The organism is Kitasatospora sp. NBC_01539, from assembly GCF_045040525.1.
Classification (GTDB): domain Bacteria; phylum Actinomycetota; class Actinomycetes; order Streptomycetales; family Streptomycetaceae; genus Kitasatospora.
The window spans coordinates 9,121,735-9,139,063 of the sequence record NZ_CP109390.1 but is presented as its reverse complement, the minus strand read 5'-3'; the positions used below and the strand labels follow the sequence as shown (position 1 = coordinate 9,139,063).

At 76.1% G+C, this 17,329-nt stretch carries 11 protein-coding genes and 1 pseudogene; 8 read left to right on the top strand and 4 right to left on the bottom strand.

Annotated features, from left to right (window positions below):
- Positions 1 to 2: 2 nt before the first annotated feature.
- The 4 genes from lanKC to OG335_RS39530 all read left to right on the top strand — a co-directional run bounded on the left by lanKC (position 3) and on the right by OG335_RS39530 (position 6,962).
- Entirely contained in the window at positions 3 to 2,618 is a 2,616-nt protein-coding gene (gene lanKC / locus OG335_RS39545; protein WP_405009018.1) for a class III lanthionine synthetase LanKC, read from the top strand.
- A gap of 115 nt (positions 2,619 to 2,733) precedes the next feature.
- The gene (locus OG335_RS39540; RefSeq protein ID WP_100886905.1) at positions 2,734 to 2,859 is read left to right on the top strand and encodes a SapB/AmfS family lanthipeptide; all 126 of its coding nucleotides are present in this window, start codon (positions 2,734 to 2,736) and stop codon (positions 2,857 to 2,859) included.
- A gap of 187 nt (positions 2,860 to 3,046) precedes the next feature.
- The gene (locus tag OG335_RS39535) at positions 3,047 to 4,846 is read left to right on the top strand and encodes an ATP-binding cassette domain-containing protein (RefSeq protein ID WP_405009019.1); all 1,800 of its coding nucleotides are present in this window, start codon (positions 3,047 to 3,049) and stop codon (positions 4,844 to 4,846) included.
- A 58-nt stretch (positions 4,847 to 4,904) separates the two neighbouring features.
- Positions 4,905 to 6,962: an ATP-binding cassette domain-containing protein gene (locus OG335_RS39530; RefSeq protein WP_405009020.1), complete on the top strand. Its 2,058-nt coding sequence runs from the start codon at positions 4,905 to 4,907 to the stop codon at positions 6,960 to 6,962.
- Here OG335_RS39530 and OG335_RS39525 read toward each other — a convergent pair.
- Entirely contained in the window at positions 6,931 to 7,620 is a 690-nt protein-coding gene (locus tag OG335_RS39525; protein ID WP_405009021.1) for an SDR family oxidoreductase, read from the bottom strand. The two genes, OG335_RS39530 and OG335_RS39525, sit on opposite strands and share 32 nt — an antisense overlap.
- 192 nt (positions 7,621 to 7,812) lie before the next feature.
- Between OG335_RS39525 and OG335_RS39520 the strand changes: the two genes are divergently transcribed.
- Entirely contained in the window at positions 7,813 to 8,193 is a 381-nt protein-coding gene (locus OG335_RS39520; RefSeq protein ID WP_405009022.1) for a hypothetical protein, read from the top strand.
- Between the two features lie 120 nt (positions 8,194 to 8,313).
- On the opposite strand, the gene OG335_RS39515 is transcribed toward OG335_RS39520, so the two are convergent.
- From OG335_RS39515 to OG335_RS39505, 3 genes are all read right to left on the bottom strand, one after another.
- Positions 8,314 to 9,789 carry a DEAD/DEAH box helicase gene (locus tag OG335_RS39515; protein WP_405009023.1) on the bottom strand — a complete coding sequence of 492 codons (1,476 nt, stop codon included), beginning with the start codon at positions 9,787 to 9,789 and terminating at the stop codon, positions 8,314 to 8,316.
- A 281-nt stretch (positions 9,790 to 10,070) separates the two neighbouring features.
- On the bottom strand, positions 10,071 to 10,274 hold the full coding sequence (locus tag OG335_RS39510; RefSeq protein WP_405009024.1) for a cold-shock protein: 204 nt from the start codon (positions 10,272 to 10,274) through the stop codon (positions 10,071 to 10,073).
- 628 nt (positions 10,275 to 10,902) lie between these two features.
- The gene (locus tag OG335_RS39505; RefSeq protein WP_405009025.1) at positions 10,903 to 11,826 is read right to left on the bottom strand and encodes a DUF4394 domain-containing protein; all 924 of its coding nucleotides are present in this window, start codon (positions 11,824 to 11,826) and stop codon (positions 10,903 to 10,905) included.
- A gap of 318 nt (positions 11,827 to 12,144) precedes the next feature.
- Between OG335_RS39505 and OG335_RS39500 the strand changes: the two are divergent.
- The 3 genes and pseudogenes from OG335_RS39500 to OG335_RS39490 form a co-directional block, all read left to right on the top strand.
- Positions 12,145 to 12,264 (top strand): annotated as a pseudogene (locus tag OG335_RS39500) (hypothetical protein); the annotation flags it as partial.
- 113 nt (positions 12,265 to 12,377) lie between these two features.
- On the top strand, positions 12,378 to 15,116 hold the full coding sequence (locus tag OG335_RS39495) for a LuxR C-terminal-related transcriptional regulator (RefSeq protein WP_405015269.1): 2,739 nt from the start codon (positions 12,378 to 12,380) through the stop codon (positions 15,114 to 15,116).
- Between the two features lie 337 nt (positions 15,117 to 15,453).
- Positions 15,454 to 17,244 carry a S8 family serine peptidase gene (locus OG335_RS39490; protein WP_405009027.1) on the top strand — a complete coding sequence of 597 codons (1,791 nt, stop codon included), beginning with the start codon at positions 15,454 to 15,456 and terminating at the stop codon, positions 17,242 to 17,244.
- Positions 17,245 to 17,329 lie beyond the last annotated feature (85 nt).

The following is a 17,329-nucleotide window of genomic DNA, read 5'->3' as shown; positions in this document are numbered from 1 at the left end:
TGATGGACATGCGATACGAGGCGTACTCCTACGCCGACAAGCTGTTCTACGACTCGCCGGTGCGATGGGCCGCCCTGGAGGAGTTCTCCGCGGCGGGAGAACCGGTGCCGCCCGGATGGGTGCGCAACGTCCGCGAGGTGTGGGTGGGCTTCCATCCGGCCGCCGAGACCCTGCCCGACCAGGGCTGGAAGATCCACGTCTCCGCGTGCCTGGACAACGCCGAGCACATCCTCGCCGTCGTACGGGACCACTGCCTCGGACAGCGGGTCGCGTTCAAGTTCCTGCGCAGCCCCGCGCTGGTGCAGACCCAGAACGCCAAGTACGCGTCACGGGGTTCGAGCGGCAAGTTCATGACGCTCTACCCGCGCGACGACGCGGCGCTGGAGCAGTGCCTGCACGACCTCGACGCGGCACTCGACGGCGCACCCGGCCCGTACATCCTGAGCGATCTGCGCTGGCGGAACGGGCCGTTGTACCTGCGCTACGGCGGTTTCACGGAACAGTTCTGCCGTTCGGAGACCGGGGAGCTCGTGCTGGCCTTCCGGGAGCCTTCGGGCCGGCTCCGCCCCGACGTGCGCCGCGCCGTGTTCGAGGTGCCGGACTGGGCCCCCGTGCCGGACGTCCTGCGCGAGGCGCTCGCCGGATCCGCCACCACCAGCACCGACGCCTTCCCGTACACCGTCGAACGCGCCCTGCACTTCTCCAACGGTGGCGGCATCTACCTCGGCCGACCGTCGGGCGGCGGCCCGCAGGTGGTGCTGAAGGAGGCCAGGCCGCACGCCGGCCTCGACCAGCGCGGCGAGGACGCCGTGCTGCGCCTGGGCCGCGAGCACGACGTGCTCCGGCACCTGGAGGGGGTGGACGCCGTACCGGCGGCCCTCGGCCATCTCACCGCCTGGGAGCACCACTTCCTCGTGCAGGAGTACGTCGAGGGCGAGCCGCTGCACCGCTGGTTCGGGCGGAACTACCCCCTGATCCACCCCGATCCCGCGCCCGGGACGGTGGCGGCCTACCGCGAGGACGCGCTGCGCATCATCGACGGCGTGGAGCAGGGACTGCGGGCGATCCACGCGCGGGGCATCGTCTTCGGCGACCTCCACCCGCGCAACCTGATCGTCCGGCCGGACGGCAGGGTCGCCTTCGTCGACTTCGAACTCGCCTCCCCCGTCGACCGGTTCGTCCGCCCCGCGCTCGGCGCGGCCGGGTTCGCGGCGCCGCCCGAGCTCACCGGCACCGCCGTCGACACCTACGCGCTGGCCGCACTGCGGCTCTGGATCTTCCTCCCCCTGCTGCCGCTCTCCGCGCTCGCCCCCGGCAAGGCGGAGGCGCTGGCCGCGGCAGCCGAGGAGCGGTTCGGCCTGCCCTCCGGGGCGCTGCGGCCGGGCGGAACCCCGGCGGCGGGCCCGTCCGCGCCGCCGTCCGAGCCGCCGTCAGCGACACGGGCGTCAGCGCCGACCGCAGCACCGTTCGCGGAGCCGTTCGCGGAGCTGCTCGACGGTGACCCGACCGGCTGGCCGGACCTGCGCGCGGAGCTCGCCGCGGCCGTCGCCGCGAGCGCCTCACCGGAACGCACCGACCGCCTCTTCCCCGGCGACCCGGGGCAGTTCACCCACGACGGGCTCGGCCTGGCGTACGGCGCGGCCGGGGTGCTGTGGGCCCTCCACGCCACGGGTGCGGCGGTCGACGAGGAGCACGTGCAGTGGCTGCTGGACGCGGTCGCCCGCGAACCCTGCCGACCCGGCCTGTTCATCGGCGGGCACGGCGTCGCGTACGTCCTGGACCTCCTCGGACGGCGACCCGAGGCGATGAACCTGCTCGACCGCCTCCTCAAGGACGACCCGGAGGGCCACGGCCCCGACCTCGCGGGCGGCCTCGCCGGGATCGGGCTGACCCTGCACCACTTCGCCCGGGCCACCGGCGACCACGCCCTGCACCTCGCCGCCCTCGACGCGGCCGAGCGGGCCGCGGCGAAACTCGGGCTGACGGCGGGCGGCACCCCGGCGGCCGCCCCGGGCGCCCGCGCGGGCCTGCTCCACGGCGCCTCGGGGACCGCCCTGCTCCTCCTCCACCTGCACGGGACCACGAGCGACGACGGACTGCTCGACCTCGCCGGTCAGGCCCTCGCCCGGGACCTCACCCGCTGCGTGACCGCCGAGGACGGCACCCTGCAGGTGGACGACGGCACCCGGGTGCTGCCGTACCTGGAGTCCGGCAGCGCCGGCATCGGCGCGGTGCTCCACGCCTACCTGCGGCACCGGCCCGACGCGCAGGCCGCGGAGCGGCTCGCGGGCATCCGGGGCGCCGCCGAGCCCGAGTTCATCGTCCAGTCCGGCCTGTTCAACGGACGGGCCGGTCTGATCGCGCTGCTCCGACTGCTGCAGGGTGACACCGCGGCACACGCCGACCCGATCCGCCGCCACGTCCGCCGGCTGGCCTGGCACGCCGTCCCGTACGAGGGCCGCCTCGCCTTCCCAGGGGAGCAGCTGCTGCGGCTCTCGATGGACCTCGCGACCGGCTCCGCCGGGCTGATGGCCGCGCTCGGGTACGCCTTCGCCGGCACCGACCCGCTGCCGTTCTGGCCCGGCCCGGCGACCGCGCCGCCCGACCGCCGTCCCTGACCCCTCCACCCGCCGGCCCCGCGCCGGCGGCCCCCACCGCGGCGGGAGGACCCGCCGCCCACGAGTTCCGGCAGACCGCCGGGAGCACGGTTCCACGACCCGATGGGAGTTCACCATGTCGATCCTGAGCCTGCAGGCGCTCGAGACGCCCGAGGAGACCACCGAGTACCAGTCGGTCCTCAGCTCGCTGAGCGCCGTCAACTGCACCAACAGCACGGTCAGCACGCTGCTCTGCCTCTGAGCGGCAGCGGGTCCGCCGGTCGGCGCGCCGACGGCTGACCCCTCGTAGGAACCGGCCCGGGCGGCAGCGACCGCCCGGGCCGGCCTGCACGTCCGCCACCCGCACGCCCGCCCGCCTGTCCGCCTGTCCGCCCGTCCTGCCGCCCACGGCGCCCGTGCGCGGCCCGCCGACGTATCCGGAGGACCGCATGGCCGCAGGACGCCACGCTCCCGGTGCCGGGCCCCGGCCTGACCCTGGAACCGACACCCACACCCACACCCATACCGGCACCGGCACCGGCATTGGCACGACCGCGCGGCCGGCCGCGGACCGGCGCCGCCTGCTGCTGCACGGCCGCCGCTGGTCCGCAGTGCTCGCCCTCGCGGTGGCCGGGAGCACCACGGCCACCCTCCTCCTCCCCGCGGCCCTCGCCGGCGCCGTCGACCGGGCCCTCTCCGGCCACGGCGCGGCGGCCGCCGCCCCGCTGCTCGCCGTCCTCGCCCTCCTGGCAGGCGCCGAGTGCGCGGGCCAGTACGCCGGGCCGCGCGCCACGGCCGACGCCACCGCGCACCTGCGTGCGGCCATGGTGCGCCGGGTCGTCGCGGCCGGCGCCCACCCCGCTCACCGGCTGCCCGCGGGCGACCTGGTGGCGCGCCTGACCGGCAGTGCGCCGGAGGCGGCTCTCGCCGCACCGGCCGTGGTCTGGTCGGCGGCCCAGCTGCTGATGGCGGTCGGCGCCGTCGCCGCCCTGGCGCTGCTCGCGGTGCCGCTCGCGCTGGCCTTCCTGGTGAGCGCTCCGGCCGCGCACTTCCTCGTCCGTGGTCACCTGCGGCGCACCGCACGCCTCGGCGAGGGGTACCAGCGGGCGCAGGCGGCGGTCGCGGCGGGCCTGGTGGACGCGCTGAGCGGGGCCCGCAGCATCGCCGCGTCCGGCACGGCCGACCGGGAGATCGAGCGGGTGCTGCGGCCCGTCCCGGAGCTGTCGCGGCACGGCCGCGCGCTGTGGGAGAGCCAGCGGCGCGTCGCCTGGGCCACGGCCCTGCTCGCCCCCGCCACCCAGCTGGCCGTCCTCGCGACCGCCGGAGCGGAGCTCACCGCGGGCCGCCTCACCGTGGGCGGGCTGCTCGCCGCCCTCGGCTACACCGGCATCGGCCTCAGCGGCTTCGGGACGGCGCAGAGCCTCCTCGACCTCTCCCGGGCGCGCGCCGGGGCCGCCCGGGTGCGGGACGTGCTGGAGGCCCCGGTGCCCGCGGCGGGCACCCGTCCGCTGCCGGACGGCGACGGCCGCCTCGACCTGCGCGGCATCGTGGTGCGACGGTCCGGTGCCGCCGTCCTCGACGGGCTCGCCCTCACCGTGCCCGGCGGCGCGTGGGTGGCGGTGGTGGGGGTCTCCGGCTCGGGCACCTCCCTGCTGGCCGCCCTGGCCGGCGGCCTGCTCACCCCCGATGAGGGCGAGGTGCTGCTCGACGGCGTCCCGCTCCGGGAGATCCGCCCCGAGGCCCTGCGGACCGCCGTCGCCCACGGCTTCCCGGACCCCGTGCTGCCGGGCCGCACCGTCGAGGACGCGATCGGGCTCGGCCCGGTCCCCGTGTCCGGCGGGGTGGTGCGGCGGGCGGCGGAGGCCGCGCAGGCCGACGCCTTCGTCCGCCGCCTCCCGGCCGGCTACGGGACGGCCGTACCGCTCGTCCCGCTGTCCGGCGGGGAGCGCCAGCGCCTCGGCCTGGCCCGCGCGTTCGCCCGGCAGGCGCGGCTCCTCGTGCTCGACGATGCCACCTCCAGCCTCGACACGGCCACCGAGACCGCCGTCCTGCGCGCCGTCGCGGACGGGCGCGCCGGGCACACCCGGCTCACGGTGACCCGCCGCGCCTCGACGGCGGCCCGCGCGGACGCCGTCGCCTGGCTGCACGAGGGACGCATCCGCGCTCTGGCCCCGCACAGGGAGCTGTGGCCGGACCCGGCCTACCGGCGCCTCTTCGGCGGCCCGGCCGACACGGACGCCGCCCCCTGACGTCCGGGCACCGCCCTGCGGAGCGAACGACACCCCGACCAGTGGGAGGACACCCCGGATGCCCCCAGCCACCACCGGCACCACCGACACCAGCGACACTGCCGGCACCACCGACACCACCGACCCGGCGGACGCGACGGCCGCCACCGGCAGGGCGGGAACGGCAGGACCAGCGGGAACAGCAGGCCCGGCGGGAACGGCAGGCCCCGGTGCGGCCGACCGGCCGGCGGCCGGGAAGCCCGGTGCCGCACCCGGCCGGGCGGCTGCCCGGCTGCTGCGCTCCGCCCTCGCCGACAGCCGCCGCGCCGCCCTCCGGCTCGCCCTCTGGACGATGCTCTCCGCGGCGCCCGCCCTGGTCTCCGGCAAGGCGCTGGCCCTCGCCGTCGACCGCGGCTTCCTCGGCCACCGGCCAGGCCAGGCGGCACTGTGGCTGGCCGTCTTCGCGGCCGTCACCCTGCTCGGGGCCTGGGCGTCCCGGCAGACCTACCCGTGGCTCGCCGAGATCGTCGAACCGCTGCGCGACCGCCTGATGCGCGCCGTGGTGACGGGCACCCTGCACCGGACCGTCGCGGCCCGCGGCCGCCGGGACGGCTCCGCCGCCGTGGCCGTCGCCCAGCTCACCCGCCAGGTGGAGGCGGTCCGCGACGCCGCGGCCGGGCAGCTGCTGGTCGTCTCGCACTTCGCCCTCACGGCGGTGGCGGTCGTGGCCGGCACCGCCGCGCTCGCGCCCGCCGCGGTGCCGCTGGTCGCCGGGCCGCTGCTGGGCTCGCTGCTGGCGTTCGCCGCGCTGGCCCCGGCCACCGTCCGGCGGCAGCGGCGGGCGTTCCTCGCGGAGGAGGAGCTGGCGCGGCTCTGCGTCGACACCGTGCAGGCGCTGCGCGACCTCGTCGCGTGCGGGGCCCAGGGGCGGGCCGAGCACGAGCTCGTGGCGGCCGTGGCGGCGAACGCCGCGGCCGGGCGGGCGCTGGCCCGGGTGGCGGCGGTCCGCCGCCTGGTCGTGGCGGCGGGCGCCCACCTGCCGCTGCTGCTGGTGGTGCTGGCCGCTCCCGCACTGGTGCGCCGCGGCATGACCGCGGGCGAGGTGGTCGGCGTCCTCGCGTACGTCACCGGCACGCTGGAGCCCGCGCTGCGGCTCCTCGTGCAGGGCGTCGGCGCGTCCTGGCTGCGCATGGCGGTGGCCGCGGAGCGCCTCGCCGACGCGGCCCGCCTCCCGGAGGCGGAGGGCCTGGAGGCGGAGGAACGGGCGGAGGGCCTGGAGGCGGACGGCCCGGAGGCGCGACCGGCGGACGGCTCGGTCGTACTCGCCGGCGTCACGTTCGCGTACGGCGCGGCACCGGAGCCCGTCCTCGACGGGCTCGACCTCGCCCTGGCGGACGGGGAGCACCTCGCCGTGGTCGGGCCGTCGGGGATCGGCAAGTCGACGCTCGCCGACGTGCTGTGCGGCATCGTGCCGCCCGGGCGGGGCCGGGTGCTGCTGGGCGGGGTGCCGCCCGGTGCGGTCCCCGAGGCGGTGCTGGCCCGCAGCCGGGTGCTGCTGCCGCAGGACGCCTATGTGTTCGCCGGTCCGCTCGGCGAGAACCTGCGCTGGCTCGCCCCGGACGCGTCCGCGGGGGCCGTCGCCGCGGCGGTCTCCGCGCTCGGTGCGGACGCTCTGGTGGCGCGGGCCGGCGGCCTCGACGGACAGCTGGAACCCGCCGCCCTGTCGGCGGGCGAACGGCAGTTGGTCGCCCTCGTCCGGGCCTACCTCTCACCGGCCCGCCTCGTGGTGCTGGACGAGGCGACCCGCCACCTCGACGCGGCGGCGGAGCTGCGGGTCGAGCAGGCGTTCCGCGGGCGGCCCGGCACCGTCGTCACCGTCACCCACCGGCCGGGGCCGGCCCGCCGCGCCGACCGCGTCCTCCTCCTCGACGGCGCGGCTCCACACCTCGGCACGCACGCGCAGCTGCTCGCGACGGTGCCCGCCTACGCCGACCTCCACGGCGGCCCGGCCGGTGACAGCAGGCCGGATGGCGGCGACGGGCCGGACCACGACGGGCCGGATGGCGGCGACGGGCCGGGCGGGGTGTGGCGCCCGGTCGGCGCGGTCAACAGCCCGGACGGATCATCAGATCGCTGAGCGTGCCGTCCCGCGGCAGGTCGAGGGCGGTGGCCACCGCGGCGGCGACCGACTCCGGGCGGATGCAGGTCCGCGGGTCGTAGGGCAGCCCGAGCCGGTCGTGGAGCCTCGCCTGCATCGGCGTGTCGACCTCGCCCGGGTAGACGGTGGTGACCCGCACACCGTGCCGGTGCTCCTCCGCGCGCAGTGCCTCGGCCAGCGCTTTCAGGGCGAACTTCGACGCCGCGTACGCGACCAGGCCCGGCGGGGCGTGCAGGCCCGCACCGGAGTTGAGGAACACCACGTGCCCGCCCGCGGCCCGCAGCGCGGGCAGCAGCAGCCGGGTGAGTTCGGCGGGCGCCAGCACGTTGACGGCGAACGTCTCCTGCCACGGGCCTGCCGCCAGGTCGGAGACCGCGCCGGGCTCCATGACGCCGGCGACGTGCAGCAGCGAGTCGAGTCGGCCCGGGCGCTCCTGGCCCTGCAGGGCCGCCGCCAGACCGTCGGGCGCGGCGAGGTCCGCGACGAGCGTCCGGCTGCCGGGGTACTGCTCGCGCAGCTGTGCGGCCCGCACCGTATCCCTGGCCAGGAGCCAGAGTTCGTCACCGCGCTCCGCGAGCAGACCTGCCGTCGCCGCGCCGATGCCGGAGCCCGCGCCCGTGATGAGATGTGTGCCCATGTCATCGCGTGTACCCGCAGCGGTGGCGCACCAGAGCCGATTTCCGGCCGACGTGCACCAGGCCGTCCCGTACCCGGACCGTCCTGTACCGGACCGGCGTGCACCCGGTCCGCCGTGGGCCGCACCGGTGGGGCCGGGGGCGGAGTCCACAGGGTGCCGACAGCACGGAGCGCCCGGGACTACCCTGTCCGCATGACGAAACCCGATGGGCTGCTTGTCGACATCGCCGCCATGGTGGAATCCGGGGGAAGCAACCAGATGCCCCTCACCGTGGTCGTCCCAGGCGCCGTCATCACGGGCAGGCTCGCGCCGGAGTCCGTGTGGCGGCAGCGGGTGGCCGAGGTGCTCGAAGCCTCCGAACATCTCAAGCCGTTCGCCTCGCTCTTCGCAGCGGACGCCACCGGACCGAACGCCCGCACGGCACCGGGCGCCGGGCCCACCTACCTGCACCTGCACGTGGCGCGGATCCTGCAGGGCAGTTTCGGCCTGCCCCACACCGGCGGCATGTACCGCATCGCGATCGCCGACATCAGTAGCTGGACGGTGGGCGACCTCAGCTACTCCGACCAGTGACCGCCCCCGACCCCCGCTGACCGGCCTCGGCTGACCGACTCCCGATGAGCTGACCGACTCCCGCTGACCGGCCTCGGGCCCGCCGCTGCTTGCGGCGGGCCCGAGGCCCGATCCGGGCGACTACGCGGTGCGGGTGGGGCGACGGCCGCCACGGCTGCCGGCCGCGGCACCGCGGGCGGGACGGCTACGGCGGTCGCGGCCCGGAGCGGCACTGCGGCGCGGCCGCTCGACCACCGGGTCGGCGATCACGACCGGCACCCCGGTGGGCACCCGGGCACCGGTGATGCGGGTCAGCTCCGCGTCGCCCGGCTGCACCCGCGCGGTCGCGGGGGTGATGCCGGCCGTCGCCATCATGCGGCTCATCTCACGGCGCTGGTTGGGCAGGACGAGCGTGACCACGGTGCCCGTCTCCCCGGCCCGGGCGGTACGGCCGCCACGGTGCAGGTAGTCCTTGTGGTCGGCGGGCGGGTCCAGGTTGACGACCAGGTCGAGGCCGTCGACGTGGATGCCGCGGGCGGCGACGTTGGTGGCGACGAGCGCGGTCACCCGGCCGGTGCGGAACTGCTCCAGGGTGCGGGTGCGCTGCGGCTGCGACTTGCCGCCGTGCAGCGCCGCTGCCTTCACGCCGTTGGCCAGCAGGTCGCGGACCAGGCGGTCGGCGCCGTGCTTGGTGTCGGTGAACATGATCACGCCGCCCTCGCGGGAGGCGATGTGCGCGATCGTCGCGTCCTTCTCGTGGCTCTGCACGTGCAGCACGTGGTGCTCCATCGTGCTCACCGTGGCGGCGGACGGGTCGACGGAGTGCGTCACCGGGTCCTTCAGGAACCGGCGCACGAGCCGGTCGACGTTCCGGTCCAGCGTGGCCGAGAACAGCATCGTCTGGCCGCCCACGGCGACCTGCTCCAGCAGCTCGGTGACCTGCGGCAGGAAGCCCATGTCGGCCATCTGGTCGGCCTCGTCGAGCACCGTCACGGCGACCTCGCCGAGCCGGCAGTCACCGCGCTGGATCAGGTCCTTCAGCCGGCCGGGCGTGGCCACGACGACCTCGGCACCGCGCTTGAGCGCCTGCGCCTGGCGGCCGATCGACACACCGCCGACCACGGTGGCGAGCCGCAGCCGCACCGAGTGCGCGTACGGGGTCAGCGCCTCGGTCACCTGCTGGGCCAGCTCACGGGTGGGCACGAGCACCAGCGCCAGCGGCTCGCCGGGCTCGGCGCGGCGGCCCGCGGTGCGGGCCAGCAGGGCCAGGCCGAAGGCGAGCGTCTTGCCGGAGCCCGTGCGGCCGCGGCCGAGCACGTCACGGCCGGCCAGCGAGTTCGGCAGCGTGGCGGCCTGGATCGGGAAGGGCTCCGTGACCCCGTGCCGGGCCAGCGTGGTGAGCAGCGCGGCGGGCATGTCGAGCTCGTCGAACGCCTCGACGGCGGGCAGCCCGGGCGTGGTGTCCACGGGCATCGCGAACTCCTGGCGGCCGGCGGGCGCCTGACGGCCCCTCGACGGGGCCGGGCGGCGGCCGGAACCGCCGGAACCGAAGGAGCTCGCGCCGGAAGCGGGGCGCGAGCGGGTGTTCTGGTACGGCGAACGGCTGGAACGGTTCATGCGGAGACCTTCCTCGGGGCGGCACGTCGCAGGGAAGGCTCCGCGGGCCACGGCCGGACGGAGTTGCCAGAACGAACCGGGGGACGGGCGCCCGGCACGGACGGTGGAACCGTCCGGGGCACCCCCTTGCGGTGGGCAGCCGCCGGCGTACGGGCGCGGGCCCGCGGACCGTGTGCGACCTCGCACGGCCCCGCGCACCGCGGCCACCGGGAGTGCCCGGCGGTGCACGGTGCGCGAACACGCTGTGGGCCCCCGCACGGCGGGGGCCCACAGCGACAGGACTAGAGCGGACGGATGTTCTCCGCCTGCAGGCCCTTCTGGCCCTGCACGACGTCGAACTCGACCTGCTGGCCCTCGAGCAGCTCACGGAAGCCGTTGGCGTTGATGTTCGAGAAGTGGGCGAAGACGTCAGCGCCGCCGTCCTGCTGCTCGATGAAGCCGAAGCCCTTTTCCGAGTTGAACCACTTCACAGTGCCGAAAGCCATAAAAGAAATCTCCTTCGAGGGGGCTATGCCGAGGTGCGCACCACGCGCACCACGCGTCGCCGAGATGATGGCCCACCCGGAAAGAGCCGGGAAAAAACAAGACACCCGCGAGTAATCAGCAGGCGCACACAGAGTTCATGGGAACCACAACTGCAACTGCATCGACTGTAGCAGGCAGCGGCCCCGCACCCTCACCGTCCGCGCCGGTCACACCCTGTGCCGACCGTCACGCGACCTGCCGGAACGGCCCCGTCACAGCCCGTGGCGGGCGGGCGCGGACCGGCTGCGGAGCGCGTCCGCAACGCCCCGTCCCTCGGTACCGGCGGCATCGCGGGGCCGGGTGGACACGGCGGCGGACACCGGATCGCAGGACCGCGGAACCCGATCGGATGACGGGCCAATCCACGCGGTGTGCTGCGTCGAATGCGGGGTGCAGTCGGGCGGGTGTTTCTCAGGCAGGCGCCGGACTGCGGGGCGGAACCGTCGGCACGCGGGTCGTGGCGGGCGGTTCCGCCTTCAGCTCTGTCGGGGACAGGGCTTCAGGTCGTACGGGCGGAGCGGGTGGAGCGGCTCGCTCGCGCCGTCAGCGGCGCGGGCGGGAACGGGAACGGGCGGGCGGGCGGGGCGTTCAGTCCTGGCCGATCGGTACGGCGATGTCGACCACCCGGTCGTCGGCGCCGAAGGTGCCGAGCGCCACGGCACGGCCGGTCAGGACGTCGACCCGGTAGAAGGACCGCTGTCCGTCGACGCCCAGCGCGGCGTAGCCGTGGTTGCTGCCGTGGCTCGCCGAGTAGTAGACGTCGAAGCCCGCGTCCGGTCCGGCGTCCACGCCCAGGCGGCCGGTGGGGGCGAGGGTGCCGGCGTTGGCGGGCGACTGCAGGGAGATGCGGTCGTTGGCGGTGTCGAGGGCGAAGAGGGTGGTGGCGGTGGCCGGGTCGAGGTCGTTGTTGGTGTAGGCCGCGCCGGTGACGCCGGTCGCCGTGGTGGGGGTGGTCGCGGGCGGGACGGCCGGGTTGCCGAGCACGCCGTCGACGGCGGTGGTGCCCGCGGCGGGCGCGCCGTTCGGGTCGTCGATGTTGTGGCGGAGGTTCTGCCCGGTGTCCGAGACGATCCGCAGCCGGTTCGCGGCGGGGTTGAAGTCGACGCCGAAGTACGTGCCCTGCAGGGCCACGGAGAGCTGCGAGACCTTGGTGGAGCAGCCGCTGGTGTCGTCGATCGTGTAGATGCCGCCCTGGTCGCCGACGCCGTAGAGCATGCCGTTCTGGACGCGGTAGTCGATGCCGATCAGGCGGGTGTCGCCCTGCAGTCCGTCGACGGCGCCGATCGTCCGGGCCTGGTCGGGGTGGACGACCGGGAAGGCCACGAGCCGCTGGTCGTCCGTCAGGCCGACGGAGCGCAGGTCGTCCCGGACCTTGCCGTCGGCCGGCCTGGCCGGGCGGTGCGCGGTGGATCCGGGGACGGCGGCGCCCGGCGCGGCCGCACCGTGGGCGGGCAGGGCGGCCACGGCGGTGGCGGCGAGTACGAGCGTGGTGGTGAGCAGTGTCCTGCGCAAGACGACTCCTGTCGGGGTCCGCGGCGCCCGGGTGGCGACCGCTGACCCAAGGAACACACACGCCGGCACCGGACGAACGTTCGCAACCCCGGGGCCTCACCCGCACGGCGCAGGAGTTGACGCGCCGTCGGCACGGACCGGCGGCCCACGCCGGGAACGGCCTCTACGGCGGACCTCCCCGGGCGCCTGTCGCGGACCTCCCCCGGGCGCCTGCGGCGGACCTGCCGGGGCTGGCCGCCCGGGGCGGCCCTTGCCGCCTTCGGGCGGAGCCAGTAGGTTCTCGCATCATCCGTTTCCCGTGGCCCTGTGGAGGCGCCCATGGCCGACGGTGCACCGGGCGGTCGCGACGGCTCGCCCGTCCTGGTCGGACGCGCCGAGGAACTCCACCGCCTGACCGAGGCGCTGAGGTCCGCCCCGGCCGTGGTCCTGATCGAGGGCGAAGCCGGCATCGGCAAGACCCGGCTCATCCGCGAGGCCCTGCGGCGCCCGCGGGACGGCGCCGTCCCGCAGCGCGGCGCCCGCGCCGGGGGAGTCCCCCGGGCGGCCTCGGGGTGGTGCTCGCCGGGGCCTGCCCGCCGCTGCGCGAACCCTTCCCGTACGGGCCGTTCTTCGACGTGCTGCGCACGCTGGAGGGTGCGCTGCCGCTCGGCCTCAACCCCGTCTGCGGTGCGCTGCGGCCGTACCTCCCCGAGCTCGCCCACCGGCTGCCTCCCGCACCGGAGCCGCTCGCCGACCAGGCCGCGCACACGCACCGGGTGTTCCGCGCGGTCCGCGAACTCCTCGGCGCGCTCGGGCGGGTCACCCTCGTCGTGGAGGACCTGCACTGGGCCGACGACGGCACCCGCGACCTCGTACGCTTCCTCGTCGACGCGCCACCGCCCGGGCTGGTCACCGTACTCAGCCACCGCCGCGAGGAACTCCCCCGCGCCGGGATGCCGTTGGGCCGCGCCTACCGCCATCCGCCCGGTGTCGCCTCGGTGGTGATGCCGCTACGGCCGCTCGACGCCGAGGGCGTCCGCTCGCTCACCGCGGCGCTCACCGGCCGGCCCGTCGGCCCCGCGCTCGCCGCCCGGCTGCTGGACCGCACGGCGGGCATCCCGTTCGTCCTGGAGGAGACCGTCCGCGCGCTCCCGCGGGACGGCGACGGGCCCGGACCCGTCGGCCTCGACACGATGGCCGTGCCCACACTGCTGCAGGAGGCCATGGCCGACCGCATGGCCTCCCTCTCGCCGTCCGCGGTCGACGTCGTGCACGCCGCCGCCGTGCTGCGGGTCGCCGCCGACGACGACCTCCTCGCCCTCGTCTCCGGCCACCCGGGCGAGGCCGGGCTGGACGCACTGAGCGAGGCCCTGCACGCCGGAGTCCTCTACGACCACGGCGACGACCGCTACGGCTTCCGGCACGGCCTCGCCCAACAGGCCGTCCACGACCAGTTGCTGCGGCTCGACCGGCGCCGCCTGCACCGCCGGGCGATCGACGCCCTCGCCGCGCAGGAGAAGCCGCCCCTCGTCCAACTCTCCTACCACGCACAGCAGGCGGGCGACCTGCCGGCCTGGCGCGAGTACGGCGAGGCGGCGGCCGAGGCCGCCCGCGCGCTCGGCGACACCGCGCTCGCCGTCGAACTCCTCGAACGGCTCCTCGACGACGCGTCCCTGCCCGACGCCGACCGCGGACGGCTCGCCGTCCGGCTCAGCCGCCTCGCCATGATCGGGCTCACCCACCGCCGGTCGAGCCGTCTCCTGCGCCGCATCGTCGACGCGGGCGACCTCCCCGACGCCGTCCGCGGCGAGATCCGGCTCAACCTCGGCCTCCTCCTCAACAACCAGGCGGGCAACCACGAACAGGGCCGGGCCGACACGGCCGTCGCCGTCGAGGAACTGCACGAACGACCCGACCTCGCCGCCCGCGCCCTCGCGAGCCTGGCCATGCCCACCTGGGGCACCGACCCGCAGCCCGTGCACCAGGAGTGGATCCGCCGCGCCGAACGGCTCGCGCGGGCCCACGGCAGCGGCGCCCTGCGGCTCGCCGTGCGGGGCAACCACCTGGCACTGCGGCTCAGCGCCGGCGACCCGGCGGTACGGGCCGAGGCGGAGGCACTCCTCACCCGGCCCGCAGAGCCCGCCGAACGCCTCGAACTCGCCCGCATGTGCGCCAACCTCGCCGACCAGGCCGCCTGGCTCGGCCTCCAGGAGGACGCCGCACGCTACGCCGACGAGGGCCGCCGCCTCGCCGCCGCCAACCGGGCGCCGTTCCTCGCCGGCATCATCGAGGGCACCGCACTGCGGCTGGAGTGGAGCCACGGCCGGTGGCCCGGACTCGCCGAACGCGCCTGGCACACCGTCGACATCGCCGAGGGCCCCTCCGACATCCGCTCCGACGCCGGGCTCGTGCTGGGCCTCCTCGGCGCCGCCCGGGGCGAGTGGCAGGAAGCCGCCGACCACTTGGAGGCCGCCGCCCTGGCCGACCCCGACAACGCGCCGACCCCCCTGCTGGCCGCGGCGTCCGGCGCGATGGTCCGTATCCTGCTCGCCCGCGGCGACGTCCCGGCAGCCTGCGCCGAGGCCGAACGCACCGTCGCCCGGATCCGCCGCAAGGCGCTCTGGGCCTGGGCCGCCGACCTCGTCCCCGCCGCGCTGACCGCGCTCATCAGGGCCGGTCGCACCGCCGACGCGACCGCGCTCGCCGACGAGTTCGCCGCCGGAGTCGACGGCCGCGCCCTCCCCCTGGGCCTGGCCGCCGTGCCCGTCTGCAACGGGCTGCTCGCCCGCGCCGCGGGCCGGGACACCGACGCGGCCGAATGGTTCACCCTCGCCGAGGCACGCTACGCCCGGCTGCCCAAGCCGTATCCGGCCGCACGCTGCGCCGAGGCGGCCGTCCGGAGCCGCAGGGCGGCCGCCCCCGAACCCGGTGGCCCCGGCGCGGGCGTGCCCGCCGCCGATGACCTCGACCGACTGCGGTCCCTCATCGAGGAGTTCGACGCGCTCGGGGCGGTGCACGACGCGGCCCGGTGCCGCCGTACGCTGCGCGCCGTCGGCGTGCCCACCCCCTCGCGCCGCGGACGGCGCGGGTACAGCGGCCTGCTCTCGCCGCGCGAACAGGAGGTCGCCCGGCTGGTCGCCACCGGCGCGACGAACCGCGAGATCGCCGAGACCCTGTTCCTCTCGCCCCGCACCGTCGAACAGCATGTCGCCAAGGTGCTGCGGAAGTTGGACGTGGCCGGCCGCGGCGGGGTCGCCGCAGCGCTTGCCGTGGTGCCACTGCCGGACGAGGTGCCCGCGGGGCACGCCTGATCTCCGGCCGCGCCCGACCCCACGCCGCGCCCGACCCGACGCCGCGTCCCACCCGACGCCGCGCCCGGCCTCCCGCCGCGGGCCCACGCTACGCGGCGGACGCCGGCCCCCACCAGGCCCGGCGGTACGTATCCACCCGGCCGCCGGGCCGTACGCACGAATGCGTACGCCTACCCATGCCCCTACGGATTGTTCCGGCACTGCACGGGCACCGAGGCTGATCGGCGTCACCGCGGCGGCCCCCGATTCCGCCGCCGCGCAGCACCGGTGACGTCCCGAACAGAACAGCACGGTCCCTCGACGGGCCCGCGCACCCCCACGCCCCAGGAGCACGAGCATGCGAACGCCCCCCGCACCGACCCCCACACCACTGCGCGCGATAGGCACCGCCGCGCTGGCGGCCCTGCTCACCCTCACCGGTGCGGCCGCCGCGACGGCCGCCCCCGCCCCGACACCGGCCCTCGGCGAGATCCGGGGCGTGCAGGACGCCGATGCGGTGCCCGGCCGCTACGTCGTCGCGATGGACGGAACGCCCTCCCCGGCGGCCGCCGCCTCCGACGTCCGCAGTCGCGCCGCCGAGCTGGTCGCCGCGCACGGCGGCGCCGTCGGCCAGGTCTACTCCAGCGCGCTCCGCGGATTCGTCCTCTCCGCCACGGAGGCGCAGGCCCGCCGCATCGCCGCGGCGCCCGGCATCCGGTACGTGCAGGCCGACAAGACCGTGCACCTGACGGGCAGTCAGGCCAATCCGCCGTCCTGGGGGCTGGACCGCATCGACGGTGCGAAGGACAGCACGTACACCTACCCCAACGACGGCTCCGGCGTGACGATCTACGTCGTCGACACCGGCGTCTACCTCCAACACCCCAGCTTCGAGGGCCGGGCGACCTCGGGCTACGACTTCATCGACAACGACTCCGACGCGAGCGACTGCCAGGGCCACGGCACCCACACCGCCGGCACCACGGGCAGCAAGGAGTACGGCGTCGCCAAGAAGGCGAAGATCGTCAGCGTCCGGGTCCTCAACTGTTCCGGCACCGGTACGAGTTCGCAGATCGCCGCCGGCATGGACTGGGTCGCACGCAACCACTCCGGCCCCGCCGTCGCCAACCTCAGCCTCGCCGGCAGCGCCGACACCGTGATGGACGACGCGGTGACCGGCGCCATCAACGCCGGTGTGACCGTGGCGATCGCGGCCGGCAACGACAGCAAGGACGCCTGCTCCACCAGCCCCGCCCGGGTCGCCGCCGCCATCACCCTCGGCTCGACCGACAGCAACGACGCGCGCTCCAGCTTCTCCAACTACGGCAGCTGCCTCGACCTCTTCGCCCCCGGCGGCAGCATCGTGTCGACCAAGAACGGCGGCGGATCCGCCACCATGAGCGGCACCTCGATGGCGACGCCGCACGCCGCGGGCGCCGCCGCGCTGTACCTCTCGGCGCACCCCGGCGCCACCCCCAAGCAGGTCCGTGACGCCCTGGTCGCCGCGGCGGCCTCCGGCGTGGTCACCGGTGCGGGCAGCGGCTCGCCGAACAAGCTGCTGATCGTCAACGGCCTGGGCGGCACCACGCCGCAGCCCGGCAACCCGGTGGCCGACTTCACCGCCACGTGCGCGAACTCCGGGCTCGGCTGCGCCTTCGACGCCTCCGCCTCCACCGACGCGGACGGCTCGATCGCCTCCTACGCCTGGGACTTCGGCGACGGCACCACCGGCACCGCGGTCAAGCCCTCGCACACCTACGCCGCGGCGGGCACGTTCACCGTCAAGCTGACCGTCACCGACAACAGCGGCCTCACCGGCAGTACGTCCAAGCAGGTCACGGCCGGCAGCACGCCCCCGCCCACCGGCAACGCCCCGAAGGCCTCCCTGGTGGCGTCCTGCTGGTACCAGGACTGCACCTTCGACGCCACCGGCAGCACCGACCCCGACGGTGACATCGCCTCCTACAGCTGGAAGTTCGGCGACTCCACCGGTGCGACCGGGGCCACCGTCTCCCACCGCTACCCGGCCGGGCAGGGCACGTACACCGCCCAGCTGACCGTCACCGACCGGACCGGCCTCACCGGCACGACCACCCGCAGCATCGCCTGCTACCCCATGGGCGCGAGCGCCCTCTGCTTCGCCGGCTGACAGACGGCGGATCGGACGACGCGCCGGGCGGCGGGCCGGACGACGGACGACGGGAGCGGGCCCGGTCACCACGACCGGGCCCGCC

Coding starts and splice junctions, on each gene's coding strand:
- lanKC (WP_405009018.1), top strand. CDS start 3: ATGGACATGCGATACGAGGCGTACTCCTACGCCGACAAGCTGTTCTAC.
- OG335_RS39540 (WP_100886905.1), top strand. CDS start 2,734: ATGTCGATCCTGAGCCTGCAGGCGCTCGAGACGCCCGAGGAGACCACC.
- OG335_RS39535 (WP_405009019.1), top strand. CDS start 3,047: ATGGCCGCAGGACGCCACGCTCCCGGTGCCGGGCCCCGGCCTGACCCT.
- OG335_RS39530 (WP_405009020.1), top strand. CDS start 4,905: ATGCCCCCAGCCACCACCGGCACCACCGACACCAGCGACACTGCCGGC.
- OG335_RS39525 (WP_405009021.1), bottom strand. CDS start 7,620: ATGGGCACACATCTCATCACGGGCGCGGGCTCCGGCATCGGCGCGGCG.
- OG335_RS39520 (WP_405009022.1), top strand. CDS start 7,813: ATGACGAAACCCGATGGGCTGCTTGTCGACATCGCCGCCATGGTGGAA.
- OG335_RS39515 (WP_405009023.1), bottom strand. CDS start 9,789: ATGAACCGTTCCAGCCGTTCGCCGTACCAGAACACCCGCTCGCGCCCC.
- OG335_RS39510 (WP_405009024.1), bottom strand. CDS start 10,274: ATGGCTTTCGGCACTGTGAAGTGGTTCAACTCGGAAAAGGGCTTCGGC.
- OG335_RS39490 (WP_405009027.1), top strand. CDS start 15,454: ATGCGAACGCCCCCCGCACCGACCCCCACACCACTGCGCGCGATAGGC.